The organism is Magnetospirillum sp. 15-1, from assembly GCF_900184795.1.
Classification (GTDB): Bacteria; Pseudomonadota; Alphaproteobacteria; order Rhodospirillales; family Magnetospirillaceae; genus Phaeospirillum.
Genome location: NZ_FXXN01000023.1, coordinates 243864 through 259376 on the forward strand (window position 1 = coordinate 243864; position 15513 = coordinate 259376).

The window sequence follows — 15513 nt, forward strand, 5'->3', positions numbered from 1 at the left end:
CTCAATCCGCCAGAAGTTTGGTCTTGGGCAGCGCGGCCACCCGGTCGAGGAAATACACTCTCCAGGCCTCGGCCATCAATGGCCGCCACGGCACCCAGGCCAGATGGCTCTCGCCCGCCTGGAAGCGGGACAGGGCGCGCCGCCACCACTTGACCCGCCACACGCCCGAGGCGCCGAAGCCGGGATCGTGGATGACCTTGGCCGCGTGTTGGGCCAGCCCGGCGGCGAACCAGTGCTCCTGGGGCGGCAGGAAGCCCTGCTTGTTCCAGCGGGTGCGGATGGGTTCGGGCAGGATGCCGCGCATGGCTTCGCGCAGGATTCGCTTGGTCTGGGCCTCGCCCATCAGGTGGGTGGCAGGCAGGCCCTGGGCGAATTCCGCCAGCCGGTGGTCGCAGAAGGGCAGCCGCACCTCGCGGGAATGGGCCATTGAATTGCGGTCGCCATAGCGCAGCAGGACGGGCAGATGGCCGTTGAAGCTGTCATGGGCAAATTGTTCGTTGAGCGACGCGGTCTCGTCGCCGCCGCTCTCCAGCCCGGCCACCAGATCAGGGGTGATGCCGAGGCGCAGGTCCGAGCCGCGCCCGGTCAGGTCCGAGGCCAGACGCCGCAATCCCAGGGGCAGGACCCGGCCCAGGCTTTCCCGCCGCCCGGCCAGGGCCTGGGGATAGCGGGCGCGGATCATGGGCTCCTCGGCCCGTCGCCCGGCGGGGGACAATCCGGCGAGGTAGCGGCGGAAATACTGTTCGTAGCCACCCAGCAGCTCATCGGCGCCCTGGCCGTCCAACAGCACCGTCACCCCGGCCTCGCGGGCGAGGCGGAACACCCGGTACTGGGCGTATTGGCTGGTGCTGCCCACGGGGAGCTCGTTGGCCCAGGCAAAATCGGCCAGATCGGCCAGGAAGCCGGCGCCATCGGGTTCGACCACGTGGGAGACGGCGCCGGTGGCATCCAGCACCTGTCTGGCGTGCTCCCATTCGTCGGATTTGGTGCCGGGAAAGCGGCCGGTGAAGACGTGATAGGGAACATCCGCTCCCAGCAGGCGGCGGGCGATGCAGACGATGGCGGACGAATCCAGTCCCCCCGACAGGCACGATCCCACCGGCACATCGGCCCGAAGGCGCAGCCGCACGGAATCCGTCAGCAGGTCGCGGAACCGCTCCGCCGTCTCGGTCAGGGTCAGGCGGGCGGCTTCGGGGTCGGGGTGCAAATCCCAATAGCGGTCGATGCGCCGCTCCAGGCTGTTCAGGCCTACCACCATGCGCTCACCCGGCAGCAACTGGGTGATGGCGGGAAACAGGGTGGCGCGGTGATCGTCCAGGCCGCCATCGGGATTGATCAGGAAGCGGGCCAGGGGCCGCTTTTCGAAGGCGGCGAAAAGTTCAGCCAGGGCCAGCAGGGCCTTGTATTCCGAGGCAAAAGCCAAAAAGCCGTTGCCGGTGGCGAACAGGAAGGGCTTTTCGCCATAACGGTCGCGGGCGGCGAACAGTACCCGCGCCTTCAGGTCGATCAGGGCGAAGGCGAACATGCCGTTGAAGCGGGCCGGGCAATCGGCGCCCCAATGGCGCCAGGCCTCGAGGATGACCTCGGGATCCGAGGCGCCGTCGAACCGTGCCCCCAGGGCCGTCAGCTCGGCCCGCAGCTCGATGTAATTATAGATGTCGCCGTTGAAGACGATGACCAGGCCGTCCTTTTCCATGGGCTGGTGGCCGCCGCTGCTGGTGTCGATCACCGACAGGCGGCGGTGGCCCAGCACGGCGCGCCCGTCCGCCGCACTCCACAGGCCGTGATCGTCGGGACCGCGATGGGCCAGCAGCGCCGTCATGGCGGCGACCGCTTCGGGGCGCAGGGGGCGCAGGCCGATGGCTCCGGCGATGCCGTACATCTCAGCGCTCCTCGCGGCGGCGCAGCAGCGCCTCGGTCAGGGTGAAGGCGGCGATGGCGGCCACCGACAGGCCGAGGGCGGCGCCCATGGCCGGGTCGGCCTGGGCCAGGGCGAGGCCCAGGCCCAGCCCGCCATACTGGCACAGCCGCCCGGCCATCAGCGGTAGGGTCAGCCCCCCGGCCAGGGCGTAGGAACGGCCGATCTCGAACAGGGTGTTGAAGAGTATGAAGCCGCCCAGCGCCGCCAGCAGCGGCGCCGCCGCGCGCCAATTCTCGCAGAACAGCCAGGGCACCACCGGGTCGGCGAACAGGCACTGCCCTTCGGCGGCGGCGATGGCCAGGGGCAGCGCCACCATCACCAGCAGACGGCGGCGGCCGGCGGTCTTTTCCCCGGCATCGGTGGTCTGGCCGAACCAGGTGCCGGCCACGCGGGTCACCATGGGCGCCAGCACTTGATGGCGAACCCCGGCCAGACGCTGGGCCTGGGCCAGCAGGCCGGCGGCGCGCTCGCCGCCCAGGGCGGCGGTGCAAAGAATGACGACCCGGGCGAGGGCTCCCTCCAACACGCCATCGGCCCAGGCCCCCCGGGCTTCGGCCAGCACACCCCGCCATTCGGCGGCGCTGGGCCAGACCAGGGGATGGAGGGTGAGGGCGCTGGCCCGGCCCAGGGCGGCGGCCTGGACCAGGGCCGCGACGATCTCGCGCAGGTACAAAGACAGGGCGCCCAGGCCGGTCAGAACCGCCACCACCGACACGGCATGGCCGGTCAGGGAGGTGGCGGTCTCACAGATGGCGATGCGGCCATAGGCCATGGAGCGCTCAAAGAACGCCTTGTTGAGGTTCAGCCAGTGGGCCAGCCCGATGGCGGCCAGCAGGCTCAATTCCAGCGGCCCGGCATCCTCGGCGAGGGCCAGCCACAGGGCGGCGCCCAGCGTCACAAGAATCGTTTCGATAACGGAAATGCTATGATAGACCGCCAGACGGCGGGAGTCCAATCCGGCTTCGGGATACCGGATGATCAAGATATTGGTCCGCAGTGACGCCATGACCAGGGCCAGATTGACGGTGGCCAGGATGACGGGGAAGCGGCCGAAATCTTCGGGCACAACAAAGCGCACCAGCAGCAGGTTGGCGGCAAAACCGGCGGCGGCCTGGGCGGCGTTGCCGCCGGCCAGGGCCCGCCCGCCCGCCCGTGCCAGCTTGATCAGCATGGGCTTGGCGCCCCGCCCTGCTGCCGCTGCCAGGCCTCCAGCACCAGAAGCGCCCAGACCTTCAGGGAATGATCGCGCCGCCCGCTGCGCTGTTCGGCCAGCAGGCGCTCCACCGGCGGCCAGCGCAGCCCCAGCTCCTCCAGGCGGGCGGGGGTCAGGCGCTCGGCCACCATGGGCTTCAGCTCGCGCTGCAACCACAATCCCATGGGCGGATTAAACCCCAGCTTGGGCCGGTCGACGATCTCGGCGGGCAGCAGCCGGCGCGCCACCGCCTTCAGCAGGGACTTTTTGCCGAAGGCGAAACGGGTGGCGGCCTGGATGGCGCCCACCGCCTCGGCCAGCCGGTGGTCCAGCAGCGGCAGCCGCAATTCCAGGGCATGGGCCATGCTCATTGCATCGCCGTAGGACAGCAGGTTGCCGGGCAGGAAGGACAGCAGGTCGGTCTGCTGCATGGCGTCCAGGGCGTCGGCCCCGGCCACCGCGCGGTACAGGGCGGCCAGCGGCCGCCCGGCCTCGGCCCCGCCCAGCAGCGCCGCCCGCTCGGCAGGGTCGAAATACTCGACCCACGAGGCATAGCGCTCGTCCGCCGCAAGGCCCAAAGACCCCAGGAACTCACGGGCGCGGCGGAAGGCATGGCGGCCAGAGCTGCTTTCCGGGATCAGCCCGGCCAGGGGCGCCACCACGCCCCGGCGCAGCCAGACGGGCAGCAGGCGGGCGGCGCGCTCGGCCAGCAGCCCCCCCTGGTAGCGGGGATAGCCGGCGAAGATCTCGTCGCCGCCGTCGCCGACCAGGGCGACGGTGACGTGCTGGCGGGCCAGCCGGGACAGATCGTCGATGAGCAGGGCGGTGGGATTGCCGAAGGGCTCGCCGAAATGCCGCACCATGGCGTCTAGCCGTCCGGCGATGCCGGGGCTGGCCGGCAATTCGGTGTGGTGGCTGCCCACATGGGCGGCGACCTGGGCGGCGGCGTCGCGCTCGTCATAGGCGGCGGCGTCGAAGGTCATGGTGAAGGTGCGGATGGGCGGCGCGCCCTGGCGGCGGGCCTCCTCGGCCATCAGGGCGGCGATCACCGAGGAATCGATGCCCCCCGACAGGAAGCAGCCCACCGGCACGTCCGAGACCAGACGGTCGACCACCGCCTGACGCACCAGGGGGATCAGCTCCTCCACCGCCTCGTCATGGCGTATGGGGCGGCCACCGGTGAAGGGTGGGCTCCACCAGCGCCGGATGTCCCAGGACCCGTTGCGCCACCGTAACAGATGTCCGGGCTCCAGCTTGGCGATGCCGGCATGGATGGTGCGCGGCGCCGGCACGTAGAGGCAGGCCAGATAGTCCGACACCGCCCGGTGATCCAGGCCGAGATCGACGCCCGGGCAGGCGGCCAAAGCGTGAATTTCCGAAGCGAAGGCCAGATGCCCGCCTGGCAGGGCCGCCCAGACCAGGGGCTTGACCCCGAAGCGGTCGCGGACCAGCAGCAGCGAGCACTCATGCCGGTCCCACAGGGCCACGGCGAACATGCCCACCAGCTGGTCCAAGGCCGCCTCGCCCTGGCGCATGAGCAGGCGCAGCAGTACCTCGGTGTCGCTGGCAGTGGCGAAAGTCTCGCCCTTGGCCTCCAACTCCGCCCGCAAGGCCCGGTAATTGTAAATCTCGCCGTTGAAAACCACGACCCAGCGGCCGCAGGGCGAGGCCATGGGCTGGTGCCCGCCCGGCGACAGGTCGATCACCGCCAGACGGGTCTGGGCCAGGGCGGCACCTGAATCCTCGTCCCGCCACAGGCCATGATCGTCGGGGCCGCGATGGTCCAGCCGCCGCCGCATGGCGTCCAGGTCGGGCAGGGCGATGTTGGTGGCTCCGGCGATGCCGCACATGAATTCAGCCCTCTCCGTCTCGTCCGGCCTCGGCCAGGATGGCGCCGAGGCGGCTGTCGTGGTCGTGACCGTCAGCCAACACCCTGGCCCGGCCGGCGGTGGCGATCCTGGCCCGTCTTTCGGCATCGGCCAGCCAGCGTTGGGCGGAGTCCACCAGTTCGGACTCGTCGCCGAACAGAATGGCCTCGGTTCCGTCCTGGAACAATCCGGCGATTTCGGAATTGCGCTCGTGCATCATGAAGCCGCCGCAGGCGGGAATCTCCATGGAACGGCAGGTCTGGAGGTCGCGGTTGGCCTTGCGCAGGAAGGTGAGGTTGATGGCGCTGGCGGCGATGACCTTGGCGAAATCCTCGCCGTAGACGGGGCGGTTCTCAATCTGAAGCAGCGGATGGGCGCCGGCTTCGGCGGCCCAGCCGTTGCCCCACACCCGTACCGCCAGGCCGGCCCGGCACAGGGCCAGGATGCTGTCGCGGCGGGGGCGCTCGAAGGTACCGATGAGACTGATGTCCGTGCCCCACGCGACGCGCTCGGCTTCGCTCGGCTCGGTCGGCTGGTGAAGGATCGGATCGAAACTGTTATGAACGAACAGGGCCCGCTTGGCCCCACGGGCGGGGATTTCCGCCGGGCCGGCATTGAACGACTTGGTCGTGACCCACAGGTCGAACAGCGGCAAGGCCCGGTCCAGCTGCGCCGAGCCCAGGCGGGGATTCATCAGGTCGTCCCCGGAATACCAGACCAGCCGGATGCCGGGGCAGGCGGCCTTCAGCGCCCGCAACGTCGCCGCCGTCAGGGTGGGGACGTTGTCGGCGAACAGGATGTCCCAGCCGCCCGAGGCCGCCAGCCGCAGCAGGGCGGGATTGAGTCCGGCCTCGTCGGCGGGGCGGCGCAGGTGGTGGCGCAGGCGGCGCATCAGGCTGGGCCGGTCCTCGCAGGTGCGCCCGGGCGGGGTGGAGGGCACGAAGGCGACGTCATGGCCCAGGCGCCGTAGCGCCGCCACGCGTTGAGGCGTGCGCGAGCCGGGAACGTCCTCGCCCGCGAACAGGATGCGCAGCGCCGTCATGGCCGTCCGCTCCAGACCTGCTCCCAGGCGTCGGCAAGGCCGTTCCTCCATCGCTCCAGCTCGGGCAGCCAGCAGCCGATGCCGACGCAGTCGATGCCGCCGAAGCAGGTCCCGCGGCGGATACCCGGCCGCGCCCCCTGGAGCAGGCGCCAGCTGGGCGCCACCAGACCGGGTTCGTCGCCCCAGATGGCGTAATAGGCCTGATGGCCCAGCGCGCGTAGATGGTGGGCCAGGATGGCGCATTTGGCGGGCACGCCGCCTTCGAACGGCGGAATGGTGGCGAGGAGGACCTTGCTCATGCCGCCTCCCCCTCACCGGGCCGCCGCAGGGTGCCGATGGCCAGCATGAGGGCATAGCCGCGCCCGCTTCCGCGGCTGCCGAACAGGCTGATGGCCGACAGCAGGGCCAGCATGAAGGCGGTGGCCACGGCAAGGCCGGCCCAGACGGCGCGGATCAGCGGTTTCCCCAGCAGGGTCGGCGACCCGGAATAGCCAGCCACCACCCGCTCCGGGGTGCCGCAATAGCGGTCCCACAACAGAAGCCGGCCCTGGGACAGGCTCGGCTTATGGGGCCAGACGATGCGGGGAATGACCGAACCGAGAAAATAGAACGGAGAATCCGATGTCTGGTCCATGCCGGCCCGGTCGACCACCCGGCTCAGGCAATAGCCGCTTTCGGCCTGCCGTTCGCCCAGCTTGCCTACCGCCGCCACCGCGATCTGATAAGGGGTGACCGGAATATTCGGACCCATCAGCCCGCGGGTATAGGGCAGGGACGTCATGGCTCCGATCAGCAATGCGGCCAGGATGGCGACGCCGCCCAGCATTACCGCGATTCGCGCCGATGCCAGCAATCCGGCCAGAGCCAGGCAGACCATCAGCAGCAGAGGTTCCTTTCCGACGCCGTAGGACAGCATCACCATCAGGGCCAAACCCGAAACCAGCAGAGACATCCGGCGCCGCGACGGGACATGGATGGCGTCGAGGACCAGCAGGGTCACCGTCATGGTCAGGAAGGGCATGATCATTCCGGCGATGGACGCCACCGGCGCCGACAGCAGGCCGTAGCGGGGCGAGGCCCAGGTCCACAGCGCCTCCAGCGCCGCCAGGCCCAGGCACAGTGCGCGCAGCAGGACCGGGCGCCCCCGGGGCAGGGTCAGGGCGATCTCACCCGTGGGACAGAAGGCCGATATCCCGGCATGGGCGGCAAGGCACAGGGCGGCGAAACCCAGCACCAGCCGTTCGGCCCCATGGCCGAGAAAGGCCGGCGCCCAGCGCTCGCCCCAGCCGCTGACAAGGCCGGGCGGCAGGAACGGCATGACCGAGGTGGTCAGGGAATAGAAGATGATGACCAGGACGGCCAGCAGGAAAAGCGGCGACAGCAGGGCATAGCGGCGCCCGCTCCTTAGTCCCAGCGCCACGATGGCCGCCAGCAACAGCAGCAGGCCCAGGCGCACCGGCGGCACCGGCAGGCCCACGGCCAGCCAGCCGGCGGCGGATAGGGCCAGCAGGGCCATGATCACCGCGCCGCGCATCAGGTCCCCATCAGGGTGAGATAGGCACCGGCGACGGCGTCGATGCGGTGTTCGGCCAGGATGGCGGCGATGATGGCGGGATCGGGGATGGGTGGCGCGCCCAGGAAGACCGCGGCCCGCTCCAGACTTTCGGCGCCGACCGGTTCGGCGGTGGACAGAGACAGGGCGGCGCCGGACCGGTCGAGGAATTTGGCCGAGGTGTCGTCGGTCACCGGGGCGAGATTCAGGACGGGCTTGGCCGCCGCCACGTATTCCACCACCTTGCTGGGCAACTGGTGGGGCGTGCTGTTGCCGAGATTGACCAGGATATGGGCGGCGGCCAGCATCCGGGCCACGTTGGGCCGCGCCACCGAGCCGTGCACATGCAGCCGCTCGCCCAGCAGGCCCCGGCCCCGGGCGATCTCGGCGGTGCAGTCGTTGATGTCGCCCAGCAGGTGCAGATGCAGATCGAGCCCGCGCTCCACCAGCCCGTGGGTCAGCTCCAGCAGCCAGGCCGGATTGCGGATGGCGCGGTAGAGGGTGCCCACATAGACCATGTGGACGCCGTCGCCCAGGCGTTCCGCCGCCGCAGGAAGATCGGGCAGGGACAGCAGCGGCGGCACCACGGCGATATGGCCCAGGCCGGGAAAGGCCTGGGCATAGGCGTCGCGGCACGATTCCACCGTCACCGTCACCCGATCGGCCCGGGCCACCACCGCCGCCTCGGTGCGCCGGTTCAGCCCGGAATAGAGGCCGTGGTTGTTGAGGGGAATCTCGTGGAAGAAGCTGAACGGATCGCCGCTGTCGGCGATCCAGGTCAGGCCGGGATGGCGCCGTTTCAGGGTGAGGCCGACCAGATGGCCGGTGAAGGGATGGGACACCGTCACCAGGGCGTCATGGCCGCCGTCTTGCCGCAGCAGGGCCTCGGCCCGGCCCAGGGCGGGAAAGTACCAGAGGCAGGCGTAATCGGGCCAGAACAGCCGGCGCCAGGTCCGGTCGTAGACCGCCTTGATCAGCCGGGCCAGCAGGCCTCGCCGTCCCCCTCCGCCGCTGGCCGCCGTTTCCGCTCCGTGGGGCCGCCGCCCCAGCCGGCCGCGCAGCCATTGCCCCAGCCGGCTGCCCACCCGGTGGATACGGACGCCGTTCAGGGTCTCGCGGCGGGCGTCGCCGCTTTTCCAGGCCGCCACCACGTCGACCTCGTGGCCCTGCCCCGCCAGATATTCGGCAATGGCCGTCCAGCGATAGGCGCGGGGTGCCCGGTCCGGGGCGTACAGGTTCGAGATGATCAGGATGCGCATGATCGCAGGCGCTTGCCATAGCCGGGGGAAAAGGGAACGGAACAGCTGAAATAGGCGCGGAGCTCCTCCCGCCCGTCAAGGGTCACATGGCCGGGGGCCAGGCCGTAATCCTCGACGATGATGGCCCAGGCGGTCAGGCGGACCCGGCGGCGTACCGGTGCGCCGAAGCCGTGGTGCAGGCCGTCGAATCCCTCCGGCCCAAAGGACAGGCAATGGGCCTTGGCCTCGTCGCCCAGCCAGAAATCACCGAGATCGAGGCGCCCCGGCTCCCGCGGCCCCGCCACCGGCGCCGGCGCCGCATGGGCCGCCACCGAGCGGTAGGCGTTCCGCCAGCGGCGGTCGGCGGTGTAGAGATAGGCGCCGGGATCGCTCAGCCAATCCTCGCCGTCGATGCAAAGCTCCAGGGCCAGCTGGTCGTTATGGGCGTGCCCCCCCCGGCCGTTGAGGCCGATGGCGCCGCAACGCAGGCTCAGCCATACCCGTTTCGTCTTCATTATGAAAATGCCGAAGGCGGGAAAGGCCAGGGTTTCCAGGCCCTGGTCCAGGTCCTCGCCGGGACAGCGGATTTCGATCCGCCGGCACTCACCGTCCGGGGCGGCGTCCTCACCGCTGATCCGGGCGGCGGGGATGGGGGGTTCGGCGGGGATGGAGGAGGGGCAGAGCAGCCGCACCAGCAGGGCATCCAGCCAGTTCCCATCCCCGGCATGGCCGGCGAAGGCCTCGGCGGCGGCGGCGAAGGGGCGGTGGTCGAGCAGATCCTCGTCCCAATAGACGGCGCTGTCGTCCAGGCCGTCCCAACCGTCCAGATTGGCGTAAAGGCGGCGCGCCTCGGCCGCCGAGCGCCGGGTCAGCACGGGATGGGCCTTGAAGAACCGGCCGCTGTCGTTGTCGCCGATCTGGGCCACCCGGCCATCGGGACGGGTGACGGCACGGGTGAAGGCGGCCATGCGCCCGGCCAGACGGCGCAGGGAATCCAGATCGGGGCGGTGGCCGGGGCGGAGCGGCCGGTGGGGCCGGGTCCGCAGGGCCGAGGGATCGGCGGCGCGGCCCTCATCCGTCCGTCCGGTCAGCAGGGCGGCGGTGAAGACGATCATCTCACCCGACAGCCGGTGATAGCAGGTGGAGGCCTCAAAGCTGGCGCCATCGCTCAGCACCTGATGGGCGGCTTCCGTCTCCAGCTCCTGGGCGGCGAAGGCCAGCCAGGCGTCGCTCTCGGCCGAGGGCGGCAGCAGGGCGGCGATGAAGGCCAGGCCGCAGATATCGGCCAGATAGTGGTTGCCCCGCCCTTCGGGATACCATTCCAGATGGGAAACGATATGGCGGCCATGGTCGGTCAGGCTGGCGGCCAGCACCTGCTCGAAATCGGCGTCGAAGACGTGGCCGACGGCGCGGAACAGGTCGAAGGCCACCACCCAATTGGCGGCACGGATGGCCACATCCATGGCGCAGCGCCAGTTGACCCCGAAGCGCGGCGGATTGGCGGCGATGAAATCCAGCACCTGATTGCGGAAAGCCCGGGCGTCGGCGGCGTCGCCGTCCAGGGCGAACGACCAGGCCAGCACCAGCAGATGCTGCATGCGGGCCAGTTCCCAGGGAACCTTGATATCGGCCCCGGCGGCATGGCCGAAGGCGATGTGGCCGTACCATTGGCTTTCCGACCAGCGCCAGCCGGACTTGATGTCCAGCTGCCAGTCCATGGGCTGCCATTGGGGATCGATCAAGGCCCGGATTCGGCGGGACTGTGCCAGATTGGCCTCGTTGATCGCATCGCCTGCGGCGGCGGAGTGATAGGCGTGACCTTCGGTGCCGGCGCACGTCATACCGTGGCGGGGGCGGACCCAGCCCGATCCCAGCAGATCGACCCAGCCGTCGCGGTGCAGGGCGGCCAGGGGGCGCAGCCAGTCCTGCTGGGCGGCCAGTTCCTGGCGCGGCGGCGGGGCCAGCAGGCGCCGCAGCGCCCCCGCCGGCGCCGGGGCGAAGGTCGGGTGCCGGATGTCGCGGCGATGGGCCAGGGCCGCCGCCAGCCGCCGCCGCACCAGACCGGCGGTACGGCGCGCCACCACATGGACCGGCAGCCTGAGGACCAGGCGCAGCCGTTGCATCATGGCCTTTCCAACCGCTTGGCCTTCATGTAGGCGAGGATCTCGTGCCCGTCATACACCGCCGAGAACCGGTCCCGGGCCAGGGGGACCAGCCCGGGAATGGTGTCGGCGAAATAGCGCCCGACGAAGCTGCTGCTCGGGTCGGCGGCGATGATCTCAGTGCGGGAAAATTCGTTGTGGCGGTTCTCGCTGTTGGTAGGAACGGTGACCAGCGCGGTGTTCTCGCGTTCAAAGGCGGTGATGACTTCGTCGAGGGATATGCCTTTGAGAGGATACAGCCTTTCGCGTTCGGTACCGGCGAACCAGCCGTTCACTGCGGCGGTACTCTGCGGGCAGTAGTAGGAATGCGGCCAGATCAGGCCAAGATAACGCTCGCCGGGCTCGAGATGCCGGGTCACGTAGGTGCAGTTTTCGTAGAATGCACCCTGCATGGTCGGTGCGTCGCGATGATAGGCTGCGGCACTTTTCAGGCCCAGGGCCGGCGGCAGCCGCAGGGTGGCGTAAATGCCAACGAACAGACCCTGATTGATCGCCAGGACCAGAACGGCCCCTGCCAACAGCAGGCGAGCCGGCCTGATATCCGCGGTCATCGCCCAGGCCCGGCCAAGGCCAAGGGCGGCGAAAGCGGCGAAGATCGGCATCACGGGCAACAGGAAGCGGACCTGCTGCGACATGAAATAGTACCACATCACGTAGAAGGTCCCGAAAAACACCAGAACCGGCCACCGTTCCCGGCGTTGAACACCCGGCAGGAACGCCAGGGGCGCAAAGGCCAGCAGATAGGGGGCCCCGATGACCGCGCCGTCGAAGGCGATCGTGGGATTGATGAAGATCCGCCACAGGCTGGGAAGGAGTTGGCTACGGTTCGTTGGTAGCCATAAAGCTGACCCGCGCCCTCGATAAGCTGAATCTGATCCGGGTTGAAAAATCGGTTGAACAGGGGGAATACCGGATTGCCGGAGTTGCTCCACGCCCATAGAGCGTGCGGGCTGAAAACCAAGGCGGCGGCGGCGATGGTGATTCCTTGGACCAGCATGCCCAGGCGGCGCCATGCGGGAGCCAGGGCCAGGGGGTCCATGGTCAGGGCGACCACCAGACCGTTGAACTTGACGCAGGACCCGGCACCCAGCATCAGCCCGGTGAGGATCGCCGATCGCCACGAGCCGGATTGCAGCCAGGTCAGGCAGGATAACAGGGCCGCGATGGTAAAGGCCGCGGTGGCGATATCGACCTCGGCGGTTCCCATCTCCCAGATGACCACCCGCAGGATCAGGAGCATCAGAGCAGCCAGCAAGCCCTCCTCCTTTGTTCCTCCAAGCCGTCGTGTCAACGCGGCGGTGAAGGCGGCGGCCACCAGACCGAACAGGCCGTGGATCATCTGCGTCGCGTCGGCGAGTCCCAGGGCCATGAACAGCCGGTAGAGATTGCCCAGCAATTGGGGAAAGAAGACGAATTCCGCCAAGGCCCAATAGGGCTCGATCCGCCCCAGTTCCACATCGTGCAGAGCCAGGGGCAGATGATACATCAGGCCGTCGTAATCGTTGGGCGGCGCTAACCCCTGCAGCAGGGAGGACAGGCCGACCACCCCAAGGGCCAGCCACAGTGTCAGCCCCACGCGGTCATGGGCCAGTTGCCTCGCCTCGCGGACGAGGGCCGCGGACCAGACGGAAAAGGGGGCGGCTCGCAATCCCAATCCGGCCAAGATTGTTGCGGCGACCGCCAACCCTCCCATGGACCAGGCGTCGAGTCGAATCAGTCCGATGCCGAACACCGAGACCTTTTCCAGGTAGTAGGGCCAATTTCCGGCGTAATAAAATACCAGCACCGTGCCGACCCAGGCGATGGCCAACCAGGTGATCATGGTGTCTCGACGGTTAGCCAGGGTGTCTCTCCCTATTGTCCGGTTGGTCTCCGGCCTGGAAATGATGGCGCCACCACAAGGCCAGATTGAACAGATACCAGGCCTGGGCGCCCCGTCCCTCGTCGAACAGCCGGCGCACGCCGGCGGGGTCCAGCAGGCTGGTGGTCTCGCAGAACTCGTCCAGGGTGCGGCGCATCTTGTCGCCCAGCCGGTCGAGGAACCATTCGCGGATGGGGATGGCGAAGCCCTGCTTGGGCCGGTTCAGCACCTCGTCGGGCAGCAGATGGCCCACGGCTCGCTTCAGCAGCCGCTTGGGGTCGCCGCCACCCAGCTTGACGCTTTCCGGGGCCGACATGGCCAGTTCCACCAGTTCGTGGTCGAGGAAGGGTACGCGGGCCTCCAGCCCGACGCCCATGGACATCTTGTCGACCCGCATCAGCAGCAGTTCCGGCAGGCGCAGGTTGAGGTCGAGATAGGTCATCCAGTTGAGCACGCCGGGCTCGGGGGACTTATCCAGGAAGCGGGCGCGGATGGGGGCCAGCACCTCCCAGGACGAGCGGCCGGCGAAGGTCTGGCGCAGGCGGGGCGACAGCAGGCTGGACTTGACCGGTTCGGAAAAGGCTTCGGCGCCGCCCCAGAACAGGGGCTGGCCCCGGGACGCCCGGCGCAGCAATTCGGTATAGGTCCGCCGTCCATGCCCGGCCGCCTCCAGCGCCGAGACACCCAGTCCCTTGAGGAAGCGCGGTACCGGCAGGGCGTTGAGACGCTCAAGGCGCACCACCTGATGCCAGCCGGGATAGCCGTAGAACAGCTCATCGGCGCCTTCGCCCACCTGGGCCACCACTACGCCGTTGTCGCGGGCCAGCTTGGAGACGTAATAGACCGGCACGCAGACCGGATCGGCGATGGGCTCGTCCTGGAGATGGACCATGCGCGGCAGGAAGTCGATCAGGTCCTGAGGTGTCAGGCGAACATCATGATGCTCGGCCCCGGTCAGGGCGGCCATGGCACGGGCGTGGGGCAACTCGTCGGCGACGCTGGCATGGGTGCCCTCGTAGCCGATGGAAAAGGTCCGCACCGGCCCACCCTCACCTTCCGAGAACAGTACCAGATTGGTGCTGGAATCAATGCCGCCCGACAGGAAGATACCCACCGGTACGTCCGAGACCTTGCGATAGGCCACCGCTTCGCGCAGCTTGGCCGCCACCGCTTCGGCCCATTCGCCCTCGCTTAAGGACCGGGGCTGGGCATGGTCGAGCACGTCCCACCAGCGTTGGTGCACCACGTGTCCGCCGGCGGAGATCCTCATCCAACAGCCGGCCTCCAGCTTGCGGATGCCGGCGAACATGGTCATGGGTGCCGGCGTGGTGATGAAGGACAGGAAGTGGAACAGCGCCTCTTCGTCCACCACCCGCCTGCGGTTGGGATCGGCCAGGATGGCCTTGATCTCCGAGGCGAAGGCGATGCCGTCGCTGTCCATGGCCCAATAGAGCGGCTTGACGCCGATACGGTCGCGGACCAGCCACATCTCCTGGGCGGCACCGTCCCACAAGGCGATGGCGAACATGCCGCGAAAGCGTTCGATGCAGGTGATGCCCCATTGCCGGAACGCCTTCAGGACCACTTCCGTGTCGGAATGGTCGGTGCGCCAGTCGCGGTGGCCGAGCGCGATCAGCTCGCGCCGCAACTCGGCGTGATTATAGATTTCGCCGTTGAAGACCAGGGCCAGATCGCCGTCGATCATGGGCTGGGTGGCGGCGGTCGACAGGTCGATGATGGCCAGCCGGCGATGGCCGAGCGCGATGCGTCCGTCGCCCGAGTCCCATAATCCGGCACCGTCGGGGCCGCGATGAGCCATGGTGTCGCGCATGGCGGCGACCAGCGCCGGTGAGGCCGGGGCGCGTCCGGGGGCAAAGGAGAGGATGCCGGCGATGCCGCACATGGGCCGCTCTACTTGGTGGCGGTGATGTCGAGGAACGAGCCCCAGCCCTGGGGGAACCAGGGATGCAGCCAGCGGGGGAAGTGCTGGAGATCGTAGGGCGTCATGGCAATGTCGCAGCGGAACTGGCCGAAGGCCTGGAACATGCGGGCCATCTCATGGGGCTCGTAGGCCTTGGTGCCGACGCTCTCGAAATGGTGCCATAGCACGTCGGCGAAGCTGCGCCAGGGCTTGCCCCTCAGGGCCGCCCATTTCAGCCATTCCTTGAACACCGCCAGCGAGCGGCGCTTGTAGAACATGCCGAGGAACTGGCCGCCGGGCTTCAGCACCCGGTGGATTTCGGCGACGATGCGTTCCGGGGTCTCGGAATGATGGATCACCCCCCACGACCAGACCACGTCGAAATGGGCGTCGGGAAAGGGAATGGTCTCGGCGTCGTGGCGCTGCAGGTTGGACTCGAAGCCATAGAGCTTGAAGCGGGCGGCGGTGGTGTCGATGGCCGCCTGGGTCAGGTCGAGACCGTGGCATTCGGCTCCGGCGCGGGCCCATTGCAGATGGTCGGTGCCGGCGCCGACGCCGATCTCCAGGATGCGCTGGCCGCCATGACGGGTGAACTGGGCGACGCCGTGGATCATGGGCTCGCGCTCGTAGCGCACCCGCTCCACCTGCTCGAACCAGTCCCGCGACAGGGGCTCGATGGTGCCGGTGATGCCGGGATTGGTGCCGCAGGGACCCTGTTCCCAAAAAGCGCGGACCTGATCGTTCAAGGTCGACATG

At 68.8% G+C, this 15513-nt stretch carries 12 protein-coding genes; all 12 read right to left on the minus strand.

The annotated features are described in order from the left end of the window. Nucleotide 1 precedes the first annotated feature (1 nt). From asnB (CP958_RS10700) to CP958_RS10750, 12 genes are read right to left on the minus strand one after another with little or no spacing between them, the layout of a single operon-like run. Nucleotides 2-1882 (minus strand): asparagine synthase (glutamine-hydrolyzing), encoded by a 1881-nt coding sequence (gene asnB / locus CP958_RS10700; protein ID WP_096700112.1) that lies wholly within the window; start codon nt 1880-1882, stop codon nt 2-4. 1 nt (nt 1883) lies between these two features. After that, nucleotides 1884-3092, minus strand: coding sequence for an oligosaccharide flippase family protein (locus tag CP958_RS10705; protein WP_096701939.1), 1209 nt, complete (start codon nt 3090-3092; stop codon nt 1884-1886). Continuing rightward, complete coding sequence (gene asnB, locus CP958_RS10710) at nt 3086-4963, minus strand: asparagine synthase (glutamine-hydrolyzing) (protein ID WP_096701940.1); 1878 nt, start codon at nt 4961-4963, stop codon at nt 3086-3088. The genes CP958_RS10705 and asnB (CP958_RS10710) overlap by 7 nt, the downstream gene beginning before the upstream one ends. A 4-nt stretch (nt 4964-4967) precedes the next feature. Beyond that, nucleotides 4968-6023 carry a glycosyltransferase gene (locus tag CP958_RS10715; protein WP_170958920.1) on the minus strand — a complete coding sequence of 352 codons (1056 nt, stop codon included), beginning with the start codon at nt 6021-6023 and terminating at the stop codon, nt 4968-4970. Further along, nucleotides 6020-6322 (minus strand): hypothetical protein, encoded by a 303-nt coding sequence (locus CP958_RS26330; RefSeq protein WP_170958921.1) that lies wholly within the window; start codon nt 6320-6322, stop codon nt 6020-6022. The genes CP958_RS10715 and CP958_RS26330 overlap by 4 nt, the downstream gene beginning before the upstream one ends. Beyond that, complete coding sequence (locus tag CP958_RS10720; RefSeq protein WP_096701942.1) at nt 6319-7557, minus strand: hypothetical protein; 1239 nt, start codon at nt 7555-7557, stop codon at nt 6319-6321. Before CP958_RS10720 ends, CP958_RS26330 begins: the two co-directional genes overlap by 4 nt. After that, on the minus strand, nt 7557-8834 hold the full coding sequence (locus CP958_RS10725) for a glycosyltransferase (protein WP_096701943.1): 1278 nt from the start codon (nt 8832-8834) through the stop codon (nt 7557-7559). Before CP958_RS10725 ends, CP958_RS10720 begins: the two co-directional genes overlap by 1 nt. Beyond that, complete coding sequence (locus tag CP958_RS10730; RefSeq protein WP_096701944.1) at nt 8822-10939, minus strand: heparinase II/III family protein; 2118 nt, start codon at nt 10937-10939, stop codon at nt 8822-8824. The genes CP958_RS10725 and CP958_RS10730 overlap by 13 nt, the downstream gene beginning before the upstream one ends. Next, nucleotides 10936-11625: a hypothetical protein gene (locus CP958_RS10735; RefSeq protein ID WP_096701945.1), complete on the minus strand. Its 690-nt coding sequence runs from the start codon at nt 11623-11625 to the stop codon at nt 10936-10938. Before CP958_RS10735 ends, CP958_RS10730 begins: the two co-directional genes overlap by 4 nt. Continuing rightward, a complete protein-coding gene (locus CP958_RS10740) occupies nt 11625-12797 on the minus strand; it encodes a glycosyltransferase family 39 protein (RefSeq protein ID WP_096701946.1) in 1173 nt (390 codons plus the stop codon). The genes CP958_RS10735 and CP958_RS10740 overlap by 1 nt, the downstream gene beginning before the upstream one ends. 13 nt (nt 12798-12810) lie before the next feature. Beyond that, on the minus strand, nt 12811-14739 hold the full coding sequence (gene asnB / locus CP958_RS10745) for an asparagine synthase (glutamine-hydrolyzing) (RefSeq protein ID WP_096701947.1): 1929 nt from the start codon (nt 14737-14739) through the stop codon (nt 12811-12813). 8 nt (nt 14740-14747) lie between these two features. Beyond that, complete coding sequence (locus CP958_RS10750) at nt 14748-15512, minus strand: class I SAM-dependent methyltransferase (protein ID WP_096701948.1); 765 nt, start codon at nt 15510-15512, stop codon at nt 14748-14750. Nucleotide 15513: the final 1 nt, after the last annotated feature.